This window comes from Mycobacterium neumannii, assembly GCF_002245615.1.
Classification (GTDB): domain Bacteria; phylum Actinomycetota; class Actinomycetes; order Mycobacteriales; family Mycobacteriaceae; genus Mycobacterium; species Mycobacterium neumannii_A.
Genome location: NZ_NKCO01000006.1, coordinates 151276 through 166598 on the forward strand (window position 1 = coordinate 151276; position 15323 = coordinate 166598).

Below are 15323 nucleotides of genomic sequence, written 5' to 3' on the forward strand. Positions count from 1 at the left end.
CCGATGCCGAGGGCGAAGCAGCGCACGCCCGAGCTGAAGGACCACCTGCTCGAGGTGGCGATCGCGACGCTGTCCGAGGACGGGATCTCGGGGTTCACCACGCGCCGAGTCGCCGAGCGGGCGAGCACGTCGGTGCCCGCGGTGTACGAGCTGTTCTCCGACAAAGCGGGACTGCTGCGGGCGATGGTGTTCGAGGGCTTCCGGCTGCTGGGCGCCGAACTGGAGACGGTTCCGCTGAGCGAGGATCCACTCGCCGATCTCGAACGGCTCGTGCCGGTCTTCCGGTCGTTCTGCCGGTCGTATCCCCGGCTCGCCCAGCTGATGTTCGGGCGGCCGTTCGCCGAATTGGAGCCTGGGCCCGACGAGGCGGCGGCAGGCGCCTCGGTGCGCGCGGTGCTCACCGGCCGGATCCAGCGCTGCGTCGACGCGGGGCTGCTGGCAGGCGACGTCGCCGACATCGCTCACGTGCTGCTGGCGCTCGCGCAGGGTTTGGCGGTCCAGGAGCTCGGGCGGTGGCTGGGGTCGTCCGCGCCGTCGATCGAGCAGCGGTGGCGACTCGGCGTGCGCTCGCTGCTCGTGGGGCTGCAGCCCGCCACCTAGGCGATTTCCCCACTTTTGGGGCGTTCGCCTCATGTCGGCGGCCCGCCCGGCGGCGCACGATCACGGCATGACCACAACACCTCAGGCCTTCGCCGCCGCCACCAAGACCATGCCGCTGCCCGATGGAGACGAGGAGCGGGTCGTCGGCTTCGGCGTCATGGGCCTGCCGTTCGCCAACGGCCACTACCTCGCCTACCGGGATTTCCCCGAGACGTCGTTCTCCCCCGCCTACAAATCGGTGTGGCATCGCACGCCGGACGGGGTGTGGACGTTCTACGCCACCACACCGGGACCGCAGAGCTGTTCGCGGTACTTCAGCTCGGCGACACCGGTAGACCCCGTTGTCTGCGCCATCAACGCCGAGTGGCTCACACCGTGGTCATTGTCGATTTCCATTGCCGGAGTGCTGGATTGGCGTGTCGACATCACAAGCACCGCGGCCACCCGTCTGATGAGCGCCGTCGGATCACGCATTCCCGCCGCCGCGGCACGCAACCGCCGAACGCTGATGGCGATGAGCCGCATCGTCGGCCCCGTGTTGGGCATCGGCAAGGTTCGGCTGACCGGCAACCTGCCCAACGGTCAGGAGTTCCGCATCGCACCTCGGCGGGTGTGGGCAGTGGCCGACTCGTCGGCCGTCGCACACGGCGTCGATCTCGGTCCCGTCGGGCCGCATCCGATACAAGGCAACCTGGCCGACTTCCAGCTGCCGCAGCGGGGTATCTGCGTGGTCGCCCAGGGCCGGTTCGAGGCGTTCGACGTCACTCGTCACCGCGATGCGGTCCGTCTTGACTTATCGCACTGATCCGGCGATGCAAACGGTGCAGAATCGGGCTGTGGCCGGCGCTCGCACCCCGCAGGAGCCTCCGACCCGGGCGGAAGTGCTCGCGGCGCTTTCGGTCGCGGTCGACCTCGGGCTGGGTCAGCCCGCCGAGCACATGCTGCGGTCCGCGCTCATCGCCGCACGGCTGGCCGACCGGATGAAACTGCCTGCGAAGCAGCGTGATTGCATCTACTACGCGACGCTGATCATGTGGATCGGTTGTCACGCCGACTCGCATGAGTACGCCCGGTGGTTCGGCGACGACATCGCGGTGCGGCGAAGCTCCTACCTCGTCGACTGGTCGGGCCTGCCGTATCAACGCTTCCTGCTGACCAACGTCGGCCGCGGGGAGTCACTGCTGACCCGGCTAAGGACGGCGGCGACACTGTATGCCAATGCGCGAGGGCATATCTCGCAGCTGATCCACTCGCACTGCACGTCGGCCGGCCTGCTTGCCGAACGTATCGGCCTGCACGCCGACGTACAGCACGCGCTGCGGTACACCTTCGAACGCTACGACGGCGGCGGGCTGCCGACCGGCGCGTCCGGCGACGCGATACCAATCGAGATGCGGGTCGCTCAGGTCGCCGACATGGTCGAGGTGCACCAGCGCGAGTACGGCATCGACGGCGCGGTCGCGATGGCGCGCAGCAGGCGCGGCGGTCAGTTCGACCCGGCGGTTGTCGACGCGTTCGTCGCCGATCCGGCCGACGTGCTCGCGGTCCCGTCGACCGGAGACGTGTGGGCGACGGCGCTGCGGCAGGCACCCGATCGCGGAACGCGCCTTGACTCCGGGTCGCTCGACACGCTGCTGATGGCCCTCGGCGAGTTCGTCGACCTCAAATGCCCGTTCACACTGGGGCATTCACGCGCGGTGGCCGATCTCGCCGCATCCGCCGCCGAGGCGCTCGGGCTCGACGACGAGGCCGTCGCGACGACACGACGCGCCGGGTATGTGCACGATCTCGGCCGCATCGGTGTGTCGAACCAGGTCTGGTCGAAACCCACCGCGCTGACCATGGCGGAGTTCGAGCGCATGCGGCTGCATCCATACCTGACCGAGCGGATCCTTTCTCAGGTGCCGGCTCTCAAGGACATCGCGTCGGTGGCGGCCAACCACCACGAATGTCTCGACGGCTCCGGGTATCCGCGGGGGCTGGCCGCACGGCAGCTCTCGATGCCCGATCGGCTGCTGGCGTGCGCGGTCAGCTACCAGAGCGCGCTCGAACCGCGGCCGTACCGGGAGGCGCTCGGCCCCGCGGGGGCGGCGAGGCGACTGCGCGAACGGGTGTCGAAGGGGCAATTGGACTCCGCGGCCGCCGATGCGGTCCTGCACGCGTCCGGGCACGCTTCGCGCAGGCGCCAGCCCCGCCCGGACGGTCTCACGAGCCGAGAGGTCGAGGTGCTGCGACTGGTCGCACAGGGCGCGAGCAATAAGGCCATCGCCGCGACGCTGGTGCTCAGCGAGAAGACGGTGCGCAATCACGTCGAGCACGTGTACGCCAAGATCGGCGTCTCGAACCGGATCGGGGCCAGCATGTACGCACTCGAGCACGGGCTCGTGTCGGGCTGAAGACGTCCGTCAACGCGGGCCGAGCAGCTCGCCGGCGCGGCGGTGGTCGTCGTCGGCGTTGAGGGTCAGCACACCGACGACGTCGCCGCCCGCCTCGTACCAGACCGTGAACCCGGTGTGGTGGTCGACGAACCGGACCTCGTCGAAGTCGACACCCCAGCCGCGGTACTTGAGCACGGAAGTGCCGACAGTGCAGGAGAACCCCGGCACGGTGTCCCAAACTGCGCGGTAGCCGGCCGCGGTCAGGCCGGCGACATGGCCTTGATGCGCCGCGTCGCGCCAGTGTTCGGCGGCGATCGGCCTGCCGGCGGTGACGTTATGCGCCAGCGCCGCATCGCCCGCGGCGTACACGTTGCGTGCCGACGTGTGCATGTGCGCGTCGACGACGATGCGCCCATCGCGGGTCTGCAGTCCGGCGGTTTCGGCGAGGCGGATGTCGGGGCGCACACCCGTCGCGCACACGACGAGGTCGGCGTCGACGGCCTCACCGCCGTCCAACACCACACGGGTGTCCTCGATCGCGGCGACGGTCGTCTCACCGGCGAACCGGACCCCGTTGTCCGACAGCAGTTTCGCGACGCGCTCACCGGCCTCAACCCCGAACCGGCGCTGCAGCGGGACGTGTTCGGCGGCCACGACCATCGTCGCGACCCCACGCTCGGCGAGACAGGATGCGGCCTCGCAGCCGATCAGTCCGCCGCCGATGACCACGGCGCAATCGGAGTAGCGGGCGGCCATCTTGAGCGCGACAGCGTCGGCGAACGACCGCAGCGTCAGCGCCGACTCGATACCCGGGATGGGCGGTCGCACCGGGATGGACCCGGAGGCGACCACGAGATGCCAGTAGGGATAGCGCTGACCACCCGCTGTCACGACCTCCTGGCGGTCCACGTCGATGCGCTCGACGGTGATGCCGCGGATGAGGTCGACGGCATTGCGTTCGAACCAGTGCTCGCTGTGCAGCGCGAGCCTGGTGTCGCGGCCGCACAAAAAGTCCTTGCTCAGCGGCGGCTTCGCGTACGGCAGCGCCGGGTCGGTGGTCAGGATGCGCACGGGGATATCGGGGTGCTTGCTGCGGAACGTCTCCGCGGCGCTCACCCCGGCAGCACCGCTGCCCACGGCAACGAACCCTGGAGCCACCACGGAATGTGAGTACCAACTTCGGCGCCGCGATAACCGTGGGTCAGCAAATCGCCTTCGCCGCTAGTCGGCGATGCCCCAGACCAGACAGAACGTGTGTCCGGCGGGGTCGCGAAACACCCGAAACTTCGCGTCCTCCTCGGCGTCGGACACCCGGGTGGCGCCGAGGTCGAGCACTTGATGTTCGGCGGCGTCGGGGTCGTCGACCGCGATGTCGAGGTGAAACTGTTGCGAACCGCGCGGATCAGGGAAGCGGGGCGGCTCGTGCTCGGGCGAGAACTGGAAGGCCAGCCGTCGGCCGTGCGGATCGGTGAGCACCACCCAGGTGTCGTCCTCCTTCTCGATCTGTCCACCGAGGACGTCCGCATAGAAGGTGGCCAGCCGCATCGGGTCACGGCAGTCGACGACGGTGGATCGCAGCTTCCCAATCATGATCGTCGGGTTGCCGGTATTCAGGCGGCACAAACTACGGTGTGGCACCATCTGCGCATGAAACCCGACGACGACCCGGAGGCGCGTATCCGGCAGCTGGAGCAACCGCTGGCCGACTACGGCGCGGTCGAATTGGGCACCTCACAGCCGCCCGGCACCGACTACCAGACGTCGGCCCTGCCCCCGCCGGTCTACGGTCCGCCGCACCAGCAGCCCTATCCCGCGCAGTCTCCCTACAGCGCACCGCCGTTCGGAGTCTCGTTCCCCCCGGGGCCGACGAAGAGCGGCGCGCCGTTCGGACTGATCTTCGGATTGGTCGGGGTCGTCGTGGTGGTCATCGTCGCAGGCATCGGCGCGCTCGTGTGGACACTGTCGTCGGCGACGGAGGAGATCGCGGGCCGCCCCGGCATTTCCATCGCCACCGGGGATGATCCCCGCGGCGGCAGCGTAACGATCGGGCCGTCGCGCGAGGCGCCCACCGCACTGCCCACGCAGCTACCCGACGAGCCGCCGAAGGTCGCGGTCGCGCCCGCGGGCGGGCAGTACAGCGTGTCCGGGGTCGACGAGAACGAGACGATCGAGTGCAATGGCGCCAACATCTCCGTCAGCGGCGTCAACAACACGGTGACCCTGCTCGGTCACTGCCTGAGCGTGTCGGTGTCGGGCGTCGAGAATCAGGTCACCATCGACAGCGTCGACCAGATCGGCGCGTCGGGGTTCGACAACCAGGTGACCTACCACTCCGGAGACCCTGAGGTGAACGTCACGTCGAGGAACACCGTCACCCGGGGCTAGGTGCGCCACTGCAGGATTCGCTCGGCCAACTCGGGCCCGCAGTCCTCCTGCACGAAATGGCTTCCGTTGACGCGGGCGTGGGGTTGGCCGGCCGCGCCGGGGACATGGTCGATCAACGGGCGGTCTGCGCGGCCGAGGATCGGATCCTTGGCGCCGAACACGCACAGGAACGGTTTCTCCCAGCGCCCCAACGCTTCCCAAGCCGCGCGGTTGGCCGGTAATGCCGGATCGTCGGGCTCGGTCGGTACCAGCGCCGGGAACGCGCGCGCCCCGGCCTGAAATCGCTTGGCGGGAAACGGCGCATCGTATCCGGCCCGGATGCGCGCGGGTACGTCGGTGACCGTGCCGAAGGCGACGATGCGTCCGGCAGGCAGTATCGGTGAGTGACGCGCGAACGCCCGCCAGATCCGAAACGGTAGGTTGGCCGGGGTCTGACCGGCAGGCAGAAAGCCGTTGGCAACGACGATGCGCGCGACGCGATCGTCTTGTTCGGCAGCGATGCGCAACCCGATCAACGAACCCCAGTCCTGCACGAAGATCGTCGTGTCGCGCAGGTCGAGCGCCGAGAACCACGACGTCACCCATTCGACGTGACGCAGATACGTGTAATCCTCGGTGCGACTGGGCTTGTCGGAGCGCCCGAACCCGATCAGGTCGGGGGCCAGTATCCGGTAGCCGCCGGCGGCCAGCGGCGGAATCATGGTGCGGTACAGGTAACTCCACGTCGGTTCGCCGTGCAACAGGACGACGACCGGGCCGTCGGGTGGGCCTTCGTCGACGTAGTGCATGCGCAGCGCCTCGGTGTCGGACGCGGTGACGTCGACGTAGTGCGGCGCGAAGGGATAGCCCGCGAGGTTGGTGAAGCGGTCGTCGGGCGTGCGCAGAACGTCCATGAGGTGCTCCTATCCGCCTCCTGCAGCTTAGGACCTGTCCCCCGATCGGTGGACACGGGATTCGTCCGGTTCACCCGCCGGTCGGTCGACAGACATCGGCGCCGCGGTGCACCACTGTTGAGTCATCGCCGGAACACCGGCGCACAACCGGACTCGACGAGGAGATCCCGACATGAACGCCAACACCACCCGCCGCACCGCCCAGTTCTTCGCCCTGCCGATCACGGCAGCCGCAATCCTGGCCGGGGCCCTCGCCTTCGCCGGAGCCGCCAACGCCGAGACCAACTCCCCGACCCCCGCGCCGCGGCCGCCCAGCATCGTCGCAACGCCGACGGTCACCGCGCACCCGGCCCCCGGCACCCCCCACACTCACGGCATCCCTCATCTGCAGCAGGTTCAGCCCGGCTACCAACGCTGACCCATCACAGAGGCCCTCCAGGTCGCTCTATCTCTGGAGGGTCTCAGTCATGGTCGGGAGCCGCGCGCCACGGGACGCGACGGGTCCGAACTCCATTGCGACCATGAGCCGGGAAACAGCGCGGCGTCCACTCCCAGCGCGGCGAGGCCCGCGATCGTCACCGCCGCAGTGACACCCGACCCGCAGTAAACCGCCGCCTCGCCGCCGCCCACATGCCCGAACGTCCGGGCCAACTGGTCGTCGGCCAGCAGTGTTCCGTCGTCGGCCAGCAGGCTGGTGCTCGGCACGTTGAGCGCACCGGGAATGTGGCCGGCGACCGGATCAACCGGCTCGACCTCGCCGCGGAACCGTTCGGGGGCCCGCGCGTCAAGGACCAACCGGCCCGGTTCGAGCAGCGCGTCGGCGGTGACTGTCCGGCGAGCCCCGGCGTACAGGTCGTCGTGGGCGACGGTCACGTCGCCGGGCGAGGGTGCGACGACGCCGGATTCCAGTCGGCCGCCCGCCGCAGTCCACCCCGCGAGGCCGCCGTCGAGGATGCGGACGTCGTGGATGCCTGCCGCGGTCAGCACCCACCAGGCCCGCGATGACCCGGCGCGGTTCCAGTCGTCGTAGGCGACGACCGGCCTCCCGGCCCGCACGCCCCAGCGGCGGGCGGCGGCCTCGATCGCGGACCCGGTCGGCAACGGGTGCCGCCCAAGGTCTTCGACGGTGTGATCGCTCAGCTCGCCCTCGAGCGAGACGTACACCGCCCCGGGCAGGTGTCCTTGTTCGTAAGCGGCGCGGCCGTCGGGTGCCGCGAGGCTCCACCGCACGTCCAGCAGTGTCAGCGGTTCACCCGCTTCCAGCCGCCGCGCCAGCTCTGCGGCCGAGATCCAGACGGTGTCGCGTGCGCTCATAACTCAGACGGTAGCGGCGACCGGCGGGCCGATCTCCTCGGCCAATGTCTCGACGACGCGGGACAGTTCGTCGACCAACCAACTGTCGCTGCGGCGCTGATACACCTCGAGCAGCGAGCGGTAGTACCACAGATGCTCGTGCGGGTCGTCGGTGTTGAAGCGCTGCCACACCTTCGGGCCGAAGCGGCGCAGGTCGCGCAGGATCGCCCTGGCGTTGTCGAGCTTGTCGGCCATCGACACGCGAATCGTGCTGTCGGAGGCCGTGTTCAGGTGTTGGATGTAAGCCTGCTTGCGCTCGCGCCACGGCGGTTTCGGTGTCACCATGGTGTCGCTGCACTCCTCGACGATGGCCGCGACGTCGGGGCCGAACCACTCCTCGATGCGCACCAGTGTCGCGTCACCGCCCTGGTCCTCGGCGGCGTCGTGCAGCAGCGCCGCGATGGCCTCGGTCTCGGTGCCGTCGGCCTCGATCACCAGCCCGGCAACCGACAGCAGGTGCCCGACATACGGGACCTCGCTGGCCTTGCGGGTCTGGGTGCGGTGCAGTTCGGCGGCGAACCCCAGCGCCTCGTGGAACTTCGGGCCAAGGCGCGGTGACGTGGTGTCGCTCACCTCGCGCTCCTTCCTCAGACCGTCGGTGGCGGCGGATCGAGCATGACGGCGCGATCGCCATTCCAGCGGTACCGCGCGCTGTGGATGGCCGCGGGTTCGCAGGCATTGCATTCACCCGGCACCTTGTAGGTCAGCACCACCGTGTCGTCGCTGCTGGCGGCGGCATCCAGTGACGTGAAGCCGTACGCCTTGGAAGTGCCCGTTCCCAGATATTCGCCGCGATGAAACAGCAGCGCCTGCACGGGCGAGCTACCGGTGCCGCCCTCGGTGGTCACCAGGATCGTGGACAGCTTTGCGCACGGGTCGTAGTTGCTGTCGACGGGCGTGGTGTCCCACCTGGCGCCGGTGAGCGGCTCGAACGGCAGCTGCGCGAATGCCAGGCGCAGCGCGTCGGCCTGGTCGGGACCGCACGATGGCTGGGCGTTCGCGACCGGCGTCGCGACCAACGGGATACAGGCGGCCATGGTCATCATCGCGGCCATCGAACGAAACATCGAATGTTGGCTTCCCTGGCTTCTTCGCTTGCAAACGTGCACCGCCACCGTAAACCCCGCGCCGCGTCGTACCGACCTCCTATCGTGGGCTGTGATGGCGCTTCACATCCATCGGGCAGAACGCACCGATCTTCTCGCCGACGGGCTCGGCGCACTGCTTTCCCATCCCCTACCTGACCCGTTCGCCGAAGAACTGGTGATCGTTCCGGCCAGGGGTGTCGAGCGCTGGCTGAGCCAGCGACTGAGCCACGCGCTCGGGCGTGGCGCCGGAACCGACGGCGTCTGCGCCGGCATCGCGTTTCGCAATCCCCGCTCGCTGATCGCCGAGCTGACGGGAACAGAGCGCGACGATCCGTGGTCGCCCGATGCCATGGTGTGGCCACTGATGGAGGTCATCGACGTCACCTGCACCGAGGACTGGTGCACACCGCTGGCCACCCACCTCGGCCACTTCGAATCCGGCGAGGAGAGGGAGCTGAGGCAGGGCCGGCGTTACGCCGTCGCCCGCAGGCTGGCCGGGCTGTTCGCCTCCTACGCCCGCCAACGCCCGCAACTGCTGGTCGACTGGGAGAACAGCGCCGACGGTGACATCCCGGCCGACCTCGCCTGGCAGCCGCCGCTGTGGCGTGCGCTCATCGAGCACATCGACGCCGACACGCCGCATATCCGGCACGCCAAAACGGTTGTGAGGCTGAGGGAGTCGCCGACCGATCTGCCCGAGCGGCTGTCGCTGTTCGGGCACACCCGGCTGCCCAGCACCGAGATCGAACTGCTCGACGCACTTTCCACCCACCATGACCTGCATCTGTGGCTGCCGCATCCCAGCGACGACCTCTGGCAGCAACTCAAGGGAACACGCGGCCAGATCCCTCGTCGCGAGGACACCAGCCATCGCCGTGTCGGTCACCCTCTGCTCGCCACGCTCGGCCGCGACCTTCGCGAACTGCAGCGTGCGCTGCCCGACGATGCTCGCACCGACGAATATCTCGGCGGCCGGGCCCACCCGAGCACGCTCCTCGGGTGGCTGCAATCCGACATCAGTGACAACACGATCCGGCGAGAAGGCCGGAGGCACACCGCCATCGACCGTTCGGTGCAGGTGCACAGCTGCCACGGGCCGGCCCGTCAGATCGACGTGCTCCGCGAAGTCCTGCTCGGACTGCTCGTCGACGACCCGACGCTCGAACCACGCGACATCCTCGTCATGTGTCCGGACATCGAGACCTACGCGCCGCTGATCGTGGCCGGTTTCGGGCTGGGCGACATGATCAAGGGCGTTCATCCCGCACATCAGTTGCGCGTGCGGCTCGCCGACCGGTCCCTCGTCCAGACCAATCCGCTGTTCGGGGTCGCGTCCCAGTTACTGGCGTTGGCCGGGGGGCGGGCCACATCCAGTGAGGTGCTCAACCTCGCGCAGGCCGCGCCGGTGCGGGCCCGCTTCGGCTTCAGCGACGACAACCTCGAGGACATCACCCGCTGGGTGCGCCAGGCCAACATTCGCTGGGGCTTCGACACCGAGCACCGCAAGCCGTATGGCGTCGACTTCGTCCAGAACACATGGCGTTTCGGCATCGACCGGGTGCTCGCGGGGGTGGCCATGTCCGACGACTCCCAGGCCTGGCTCGACACCACGCTGCCCCTCGACGACGTGAGCAGCAACCGGGTCGACCTGGCCGGCCAGCTCGCCGAGTACATCGACCGCCTGCGACATGCCGTGCAATCCCTCACCGGGACGCGACCACTAGAGCAGTGGCTGCAGGCGCTGACCGACAGCATCGCCTTGCTGACCCGGGTAAACGATGACGATGCCTGGCAGACAGCGCAACTCGAGCGCGAGTTCGCCGACGTGCTGGCCACCGCGGGCACCCGCGCAGACACTCTGATGCGGCTGTCCGACGTCCGCGCGCTGCTCGACCGGCACCTCGCGGGCCGGCCGACCCGCGCGAACTTCCGCACCGGCACCCTGACGGTGTGCACGATGGTGCCGATGCGGTCCGTGCCCCACCGGGTCGTGTGCCTCGTCGGTCTCGACGACGGCCTGTTCCCCCGGCTGGGAGTGGTCGACGGTGACGACGCGCTCGCTCGCGAGCCGATGACCGGGGAGCGCGACATCCGTTCCGAGGACCGGCAATTGCTGCTCGATGCCATCGGTGCGGCCACCGAGACACTGGTGATCACCTACACCGGCGCCAACGAGTACTCCGGTCAGGACCGACCGCCCGCCGTTCCGCTCGCCGAACTGCTCGACACCCTCGACCGCACCACCGAGCACCCGGTCCGCGACACGATTTTGGTGAATCATCCACTGCAGCCGTTCGACACCCGCAACGTCATCCCCGGCGAGCTGATCCCGAAAGAGCCGTTCACGTTCGACTCCACGGTGCAACGCGCGGCGCTCACCCGCGCGGCCGAACGCGCGGAACGGCCGGCATTCGTCTCGGGACCGCTACCCCCGCCCCCACCCGACGACGTCGTGCTCGCAGATCTCGCCGGGTTCTTCCGCGATCCCGTCAAGGGGTTCTTCCGCGCCATGGACTACACGTTGCCGTGGGAGGTCGACGGGGTTGAGGACGCGATGCCCGTCGACATCGATGCGCTCGAGGAGTGGACGGTCGGCGATCGCGTGCTGCGGGACATGTTGAGCGGCATGGATCCCGACCAGGCGCGCCAGGCCGAGTGGCGGCGCGGCACGCTGCCTCCCGGCCACCTCGGATGGCGTCGCGCGAACGGGATCTGTGAGCAGGCCTCGCTCATCTCCGATGTCGCGCGACCGTACCGAAGCGCCGATGCGACGGCGATCGACATCGACGTCGAGATCGGCGGTGGTCGGCGGGTCACCGGAACCGTCACGCCGGTCTACGGTGAGCGGCTGGTCTCGGTCACCTACTCAAAGCTCGACGGCCGTCATCTGCTGCAACCGTGGATCCTGTTGCTGGCGTTGCTGGCTCACGAACCCGGTTGCGAGTGGAAGGCGATCAGCATCGGGCGGGCCAGGCGCGGCACCACGCCGCGGGTCGAGTCGATGGGCAGGCCGGCCGAGCACGCCCGCGATCTGCTCGCCGATCTCGTGGCGATGTACGACCAGGGCCGCCGCGAACCGCTCCCGCTGCCGGTGAAGACGTCCTACGCGTGGGCAGAAGCCGTGCACGGCCACGGCGATCCTGAGCAGCGGGCCGGCTACAAGTGGCGGTCCGGCATGTATCCCGGCGAGGAGACCGAACCCGCCTACCAACTGGCGTTCGGCAAGAACACATGGTTGCAGCACCTCGTCGAACGCGGCCTCGACACATACGCCGGTCGGCTGTGGCTGCCGATGCTGCGGGCGCTGGAGACCTGATGAAACCCTTTGATCTTCTGGGTGAGCTACCCGCCGAACGCTCCACCACCGTGCTGGAAGCCAGCGCGGGAACCGGTAAGACCTTCGCGTTGGCCGGGCTGGTCACGCGCTACCTTGCCGAGGGTGTCGCGACGCTCGACCAGATGCTGCTGATCACGTTCAGCCGCGCGGCCAGCCAGGAACTGCGAGACCGGGTCAGGCGGCACATCGTCGACGCCGTACAGGCTTTCATCGACCCGTCGAGCGTCGACACCAACGAGATCATCGACCATCTGCTCAAGGGCACCCCCGACCAACTCGCCGACCGCGAACGCAATCTGCGCGACGCGCTGGCCGCGTTCGACGCCGCGACGATCGCCACCACACACCAGTTCTGCCAGCTGGTGCTCAAATCACTGGGCGTCGCCGGCGACAGCGACTCTCGCGTCACTCTGGTCGAGAGCCTCGAAGAACTCGTCGCCGAGATCGTCGACGACCTCTACCTGCACCACTTCGGTCGCGAACGCGACAACCCGCTGCTGACCTATCCCGATGCGCTACGGCTGGCCAAACAAGCCGTCGAGCACCCGGCGACCGAGCTGCGGCCGAAGGACCCCGCACCGGACTCACGCGCCGAGGTCTGCGTCCGGTTCGCTAGAGACGTCCTCGACGAGCTGGAGGTCCGCAAGCGGCGCAAGGGGATTCTCGGTTACGACGATCTGCTGAGCCGGTTGGCCGATGCGCTGGAGGCCGACGACTCCCCCGCGCAGCTGCGCATGCACCAGCGTTGGCCGATCGTGATGGTCGACGAGTTCCAGGACACCGATCCGGTGCAGTGGCGGGTAATCGACCGCGCGTTCACCGGACGATCGACGCTCATCCTGATCGGCGACCCCAAGCAGGCGATCTACGCCTTCCGCGGCGGCGATATCGTCACCTATCTGAGCGCCGCCTCCAAGGCCGACGTCCAGAAGACGTTGGCCACCAACTGGCGCAGCGACGAGGCGCTGGTGAACCGGCTGCAGGCGGTGCTGTGCGGCGCGCAACTGGGCCACGAGAAGATCGTCGTGCACGACGTCGCCGCCAAGCACAAAGGTTCGCGGCTGGTCGGCGCTCCGTGCGACGATCCGTTCCGATTGCGGGTTGTGCGCCGAAACACGTTCGGCCGCAGCGGAACCAGTGTCTTGCCGATCGATCAGCTGCGCGCCCACATCCCCAAGGATCTGGCGGGCGACATCGGTGCGCTGATCGACGCCGGCGCCACGTTCGACGGTCGTCCCCTCGGGGCGGGAGACATCGCGGTCATCGTCGAGAACCACCGCGATGCGCGGGTCTGCTACCGGGCGCTGTGCGACGCGGGCATTCCGGCGGTGTACACCGGCGACTCCGACATCTTCAGCTCCGACGCCGCCGAGGACTGGTTGGCGCTGCTCGAGGCGTTCGATCAGCCGCACCGGCCCGGCGTCGTGCGTGCGGCGGCCGCGACCATGTTCTTCGGCGAGACCGCCGAGTCACTCGTCGCGGGTGGCGACCGATTGACCGACCGCATCGCAGAGACGCTGCGGGAGTGGGCGGGTCACGCCCGGGAGCGGGGGGTGGCGGCGATCTTCGAGGCCGCGCAACTGGCCGGCATGGGCGACCGCGTGTTGTCGTGGCGTAACGGTGAGCGCCAGATGACCGACCTGGCGCACATGACCCAACTGTTGCAGGAAGCCGCCCACCGCGAACACTTCACGCTGCCCGCGCTGCGCGACTGGTTGCGGGCCCAGCGCGACGAACGCAACGGCGCCGCTGAACGATTCCGCCGCCTCGACAACGACGCTGCGGCCGTTCAGGTGATGACGGTGTTCGTCGCCAAGGGCCTGCAGTTCCCTGTCGTCTACCTGCCATTCGCGTTCAACCGTCACGTGTTCGAACCGGACCTGGTGCTCTACCACGAAGGCGAAACGCGGTGCCTGCACATCGGCGGCAACGACAGTCCCGACTTCCACGCGGTGTCCAAGGTGGGCCGCGAGGAGGACGCCAGCGACGACAGCCGCCTGATGTACGTCGCGATGACGCGGGCCCAGTCGCAGCTGGTCGCCTGGTGGGCACCCTCCCGCGACGAACCGAACGGCGGGCTGTCGCGGCTGCTGCGCGGTCGGCGGCCCGGTGAGCCGGTGGTGCCGGATGCCGTTGTCCCCGGCAAGGTCTCCGACGACGACGCGATGGCCCGCTTCAGAGAGTGGGAGGCCGTCGGCGGCCCGGTGATCGAGGAGTCGGTGCCGCGCCCGAGACCCACGCGCCCGGAGCCGCCCGGCCCCGAAGAAGTCCGCGCCCGCCATTTCCACCGTCTCATCGACACGGCGTGGCGTCGAACGTCCTACAGCGGGTTGATCCGCGCGGTCGAGGCGACACCGGTCAGCAGTGAGCCCGAAGTGGTCGAGCTCGACGACGAAGTCGCCGAAATCCCGCTGACGACCGCGACGGTCGGCACCGACGTGTCCTCACCGATGGCCGAGCTGCCCACCGGCGCGAAGTTCGGGTCGTTGGTGCACGCGGTGCTCGAAACCGCGGATCCGTTCGCCGCCGACCTCGCCGCGGAACTTCAGGCTCGGATCCGTGAGCACTCCGTGTGGTGGCCGGTCGACGTCGACGCCGGTGAGCTGGCGGCAGCGATGGTGCCGATGCACGACACGCCGCTCGGACCGCTCGCCGGTGGCGCGACACTTCGGCAAATCGGGCTGCGGGACCGGATGCTGGAAATGGACTTCGAATTCCCGTTGGCAGGCGGCGATTTGCGCGGCTCTGCGCCCGACATTCGGCTCGCTCACGTTGGTGAGCTGCTGCATGCGCACCTGCCCGCGGGCGACCCGCTGGCGTCGTACGCGGAGCGGTTGACCGGAGCGGGCCTGGGACCGCAGCCGCTGAAGGGCTACCTGTCGGGCTCGGTGGATGCGGTGCTGCGGATCGACGGTCGCTACCTCGTCGTCGACTACAAGACGAACTGGCTCGGCGACCCCAACCGAGCCCTCACCGCGGCGGACTACTCCCGCCCGCGGCTGGCCGAGGCGATGCTGCACTCGGACTATCCGCTGCAGGCGTTGTTGTACAGCGTTGTGCTGCACCGCTTCCTGCGGTGGCGGCTGGCCGGGTACACGCCCGAGCGGCATCTGGGCGGCGTGCTGTATCTGTTCCTGCGCGGGATGTGCGGGCCGGACACCCCGATCGAGGACGGTCATCCCGCCGGTGTGTTCAGCTGGCAACCGCCGCCGGCGTTGATCACCGGGCTGTCGGATCTGCTCGACGCTGGCAGGGCCGCGGCGTGACCGGCGTGGAGTGGCGGCGGGCG

Annotated in this window: 13 protein-coding genes; 7 read left to right on the forward strand and 6 right to left on the reverse strand. The window is 68.9% G+C overall.

Annotated features, from left to right (window positions below):
- The first annotated feature begins 3 nt into the window (after nucleotides 1-3).
- The 3 genes from CEX88_RS10095 (at nucleotide 4) to CEX88_RS10105 (ending at nucleotide 2996) form a co-directional block, all read left to right on the forward strand.
- Nucleotides 4-600 carry a TetR/AcrR family transcriptional regulator gene (locus CEX88_RS10095; protein WP_094293359.1) on the forward strand — a complete coding sequence of 199 codons (597 nt, stop codon included), beginning with the start codon at nucleotides 4-6 and terminating at the stop codon, nucleotides 598-600.
- Between the two features lie 67 nt (nucleotides 601-667).
- Entirely contained in the window at nucleotides 668-1405 is a 738-nt protein-coding gene (locus CEX88_RS10100; RefSeq protein ID WP_094293424.1) for a hypothetical protein, read from the forward strand.
- 7 nt (nucleotides 1406-1412) lie between these two features.
- Entirely contained in the window at nucleotides 1413-2996 is a 1584-nt protein-coding gene (locus CEX88_RS10105; RefSeq protein WP_094293360.1) for an HD domain-containing phosphohydrolase, read from the forward strand.
- Nucleotides 2997-3005: 9 nt separating this feature from the next.
- Here CEX88_RS10105 and CEX88_RS10110 read toward each other — a convergent pair whose 3' ends face one another.
- Both CEX88_RS10110 and CEX88_RS10115 read right to left on the reverse strand, forming a co-directional pair.
- Nucleotides 3006-4139: an NAD(P)/FAD-dependent oxidoreductase gene (locus CEX88_RS10110; protein WP_094293361.1), complete on the reverse strand. Its 1134-nt coding sequence runs from the start codon at nucleotides 4137-4139 to the stop codon at nucleotides 3006-3008.
- Nucleotides 4140-4199: 60 nt separating this feature from the next.
- Nucleotides 4200-4568: a VOC family protein gene (locus CEX88_RS10115; protein ID WP_094293425.1), complete on the reverse strand. Its 369-nt coding sequence runs from the start codon at nucleotides 4566-4568 to the stop codon at nucleotides 4200-4202.
- A gap of 57 nt (nucleotides 4569-4625) precedes the next feature.
- On the opposite strand from CEX88_RS10115, the gene CEX88_RS10120 reads away from it, so the two are divergent.
- Nucleotides 4626-5363 (forward strand): DUF3060 domain-containing protein, encoded by a 738-nt coding sequence (locus CEX88_RS10120; protein WP_202931435.1) that lies wholly within the window; start codon nucleotides 4626-4628, stop codon nucleotides 5361-5363.
- On the opposite strand, the gene CEX88_RS10125 is transcribed toward CEX88_RS10120, so the two are convergent.
- Complete coding sequence (locus tag CEX88_RS10125; RefSeq protein WP_094293364.1) at nucleotides 5360-6256, reverse strand: haloalkane dehalogenase; 897 nt, start codon at nucleotides 6254-6256, stop codon at nucleotides 5360-5362. The genes CEX88_RS10120 and CEX88_RS10125 overlap by 4 nt on opposite strands.
- 172 nt (nucleotides 6257-6428) lie before the next feature.
- On the opposite strand from CEX88_RS10125, the gene CEX88_RS10130 reads away from it, so the two are divergent.
- Entirely contained in the window at nucleotides 6429-6674 is a 246-nt protein-coding gene (locus CEX88_RS10130; RefSeq protein WP_094293365.1) for a hypothetical protein, read from the forward strand.
- Nucleotides 6675-6721: 47 nt separating this feature from the next.
- On the opposite strand, the gene CEX88_RS10135 is transcribed toward CEX88_RS10130, so the two are convergent.
- The 3 genes from CEX88_RS10135 to CEX88_RS10145 are packed head-to-tail and all read right to left on the reverse strand — an operon-like array spanning nucleotide 6722 to nucleotide 8676.
- Nucleotides 6722-7570 carry a sulfurtransferase gene (locus CEX88_RS10135; RefSeq protein WP_094293367.1) on the reverse strand — a complete coding sequence of 283 codons (849 nt, stop codon included), beginning with the start codon at nucleotides 7568-7570 and terminating at the stop codon, nucleotides 6722-6724.
- A 3-nt stretch (nucleotides 7571-7573) separates the two neighbouring features.
- Nucleotides 7574-8182, reverse strand: coding sequence for an HD domain-containing protein (locus CEX88_RS10140; RefSeq protein WP_238382027.1), 609 nt, complete (start codon nucleotides 8180-8182; stop codon nucleotides 7574-7576).
- Nucleotides 8183-8196: 14 nt separating this feature from the next.
- On the reverse strand, nucleotides 8197-8676 hold the full coding sequence (locus CEX88_RS10145) for an LppP/LprE family lipoprotein (RefSeq protein WP_094293369.1): 480 nt from the start codon (nucleotides 8674-8676) through the stop codon (nucleotides 8197-8199).
- Nucleotides 8677-8770: 94 nt separating this feature from the next.
- Between CEX88_RS10145 and recC the strand changes: the two genes are divergently transcribed.
- Nucleotides 8771-12013 (forward strand): exodeoxyribonuclease V subunit gamma, encoded by a 3243-nt coding sequence (gene recC, locus CEX88_RS10150; RefSeq protein ID WP_094293371.1) that lies wholly within the window; start codon nucleotides 8771-8773, stop codon nucleotides 12011-12013.
- Nucleotides 12013-15300 (forward strand): exodeoxyribonuclease V subunit beta, encoded by a 3288-nt coding sequence (gene recB, locus CEX88_RS10155; protein ID WP_094293427.1) that lies wholly within the window; start codon nucleotides 12013-12015, stop codon nucleotides 15298-15300. Before recC ends, recB begins: the two co-directional genes overlap by 1 nt.
- Nucleotides 15301-15323: the final 23 nt, after the last annotated feature.

Excerpts from the sequence above, each read along its gene's own strand:
- CEX88_RS10095 (WP_094293359.1), top strand. The coding sequence starts at position 4 with ATGCCGAGGGCGAAGCAGCGCACGCCCGAGCTGAAGGACCACCTGCTC.
- CEX88_RS10100 (WP_094293424.1), top strand. The coding sequence starts at position 668 with ATGACCACAACACCTCAGGCCTTCGCCGCCGCCACCAAGACCATGCCG.
- CEX88_RS10105 (WP_094293360.1), top strand. The coding sequence starts at position 1,413 with ATGCAAACGGTGCAGAATCGGGCTGTGGCCGGCGCTCGCACCCCGCAG.
- CEX88_RS10115 (WP_094293425.1), bottom strand. The coding sequence starts at position 4,568 with ATGATTGGGAAGCTGCGATCCACCGTCGTCGACTGCCGTGACCCGATG.
- CEX88_RS10120 (WP_202931435.1), top strand. The coding sequence starts at position 4,626 with ATGAAACCCGACGACGACCCGGAGGCGCGTATCCGGCAGCTGGAGCAA.
- CEX88_RS10125 (WP_094293364.1), bottom strand. The coding sequence starts at position 6,256 with ATGGACGTTCTGCGCACGCCCGACGACCGCTTCACCAACCTCGCGGGC.
- CEX88_RS10130 (WP_094293365.1), top strand. The coding sequence starts at position 6,429 with ATGAACGCCAACACCACCCGCCGCACCGCCCAGTTCTTCGCCCTGCCG.
- CEX88_RS10135 (WP_094293367.1), bottom strand. The coding sequence starts at position 7,570 with ATGAGCGCACGCGACACCGTCTGGATCTCGGCCGCAGAGCTGGCGCGG.
- CEX88_RS10145 (WP_094293369.1), bottom strand. The coding sequence starts at position 8,676 with ATGTTTCGTTCGATGGCCGCGATGATGACCATGGCCGCCTGTATCCCG.
- recC (WP_094293371.1), top strand. The coding sequence starts at position 8,771 with ATGGCGCTTCACATCCATCGGGCAGAACGCACCGATCTTCTCGCCGAC.
- recB (WP_094293427.1), top strand. The coding sequence starts at position 12,013 with ATGAAACCCTTTGATCTTCTGGGTGAGCTACCCGCCGAACGCTCCACC.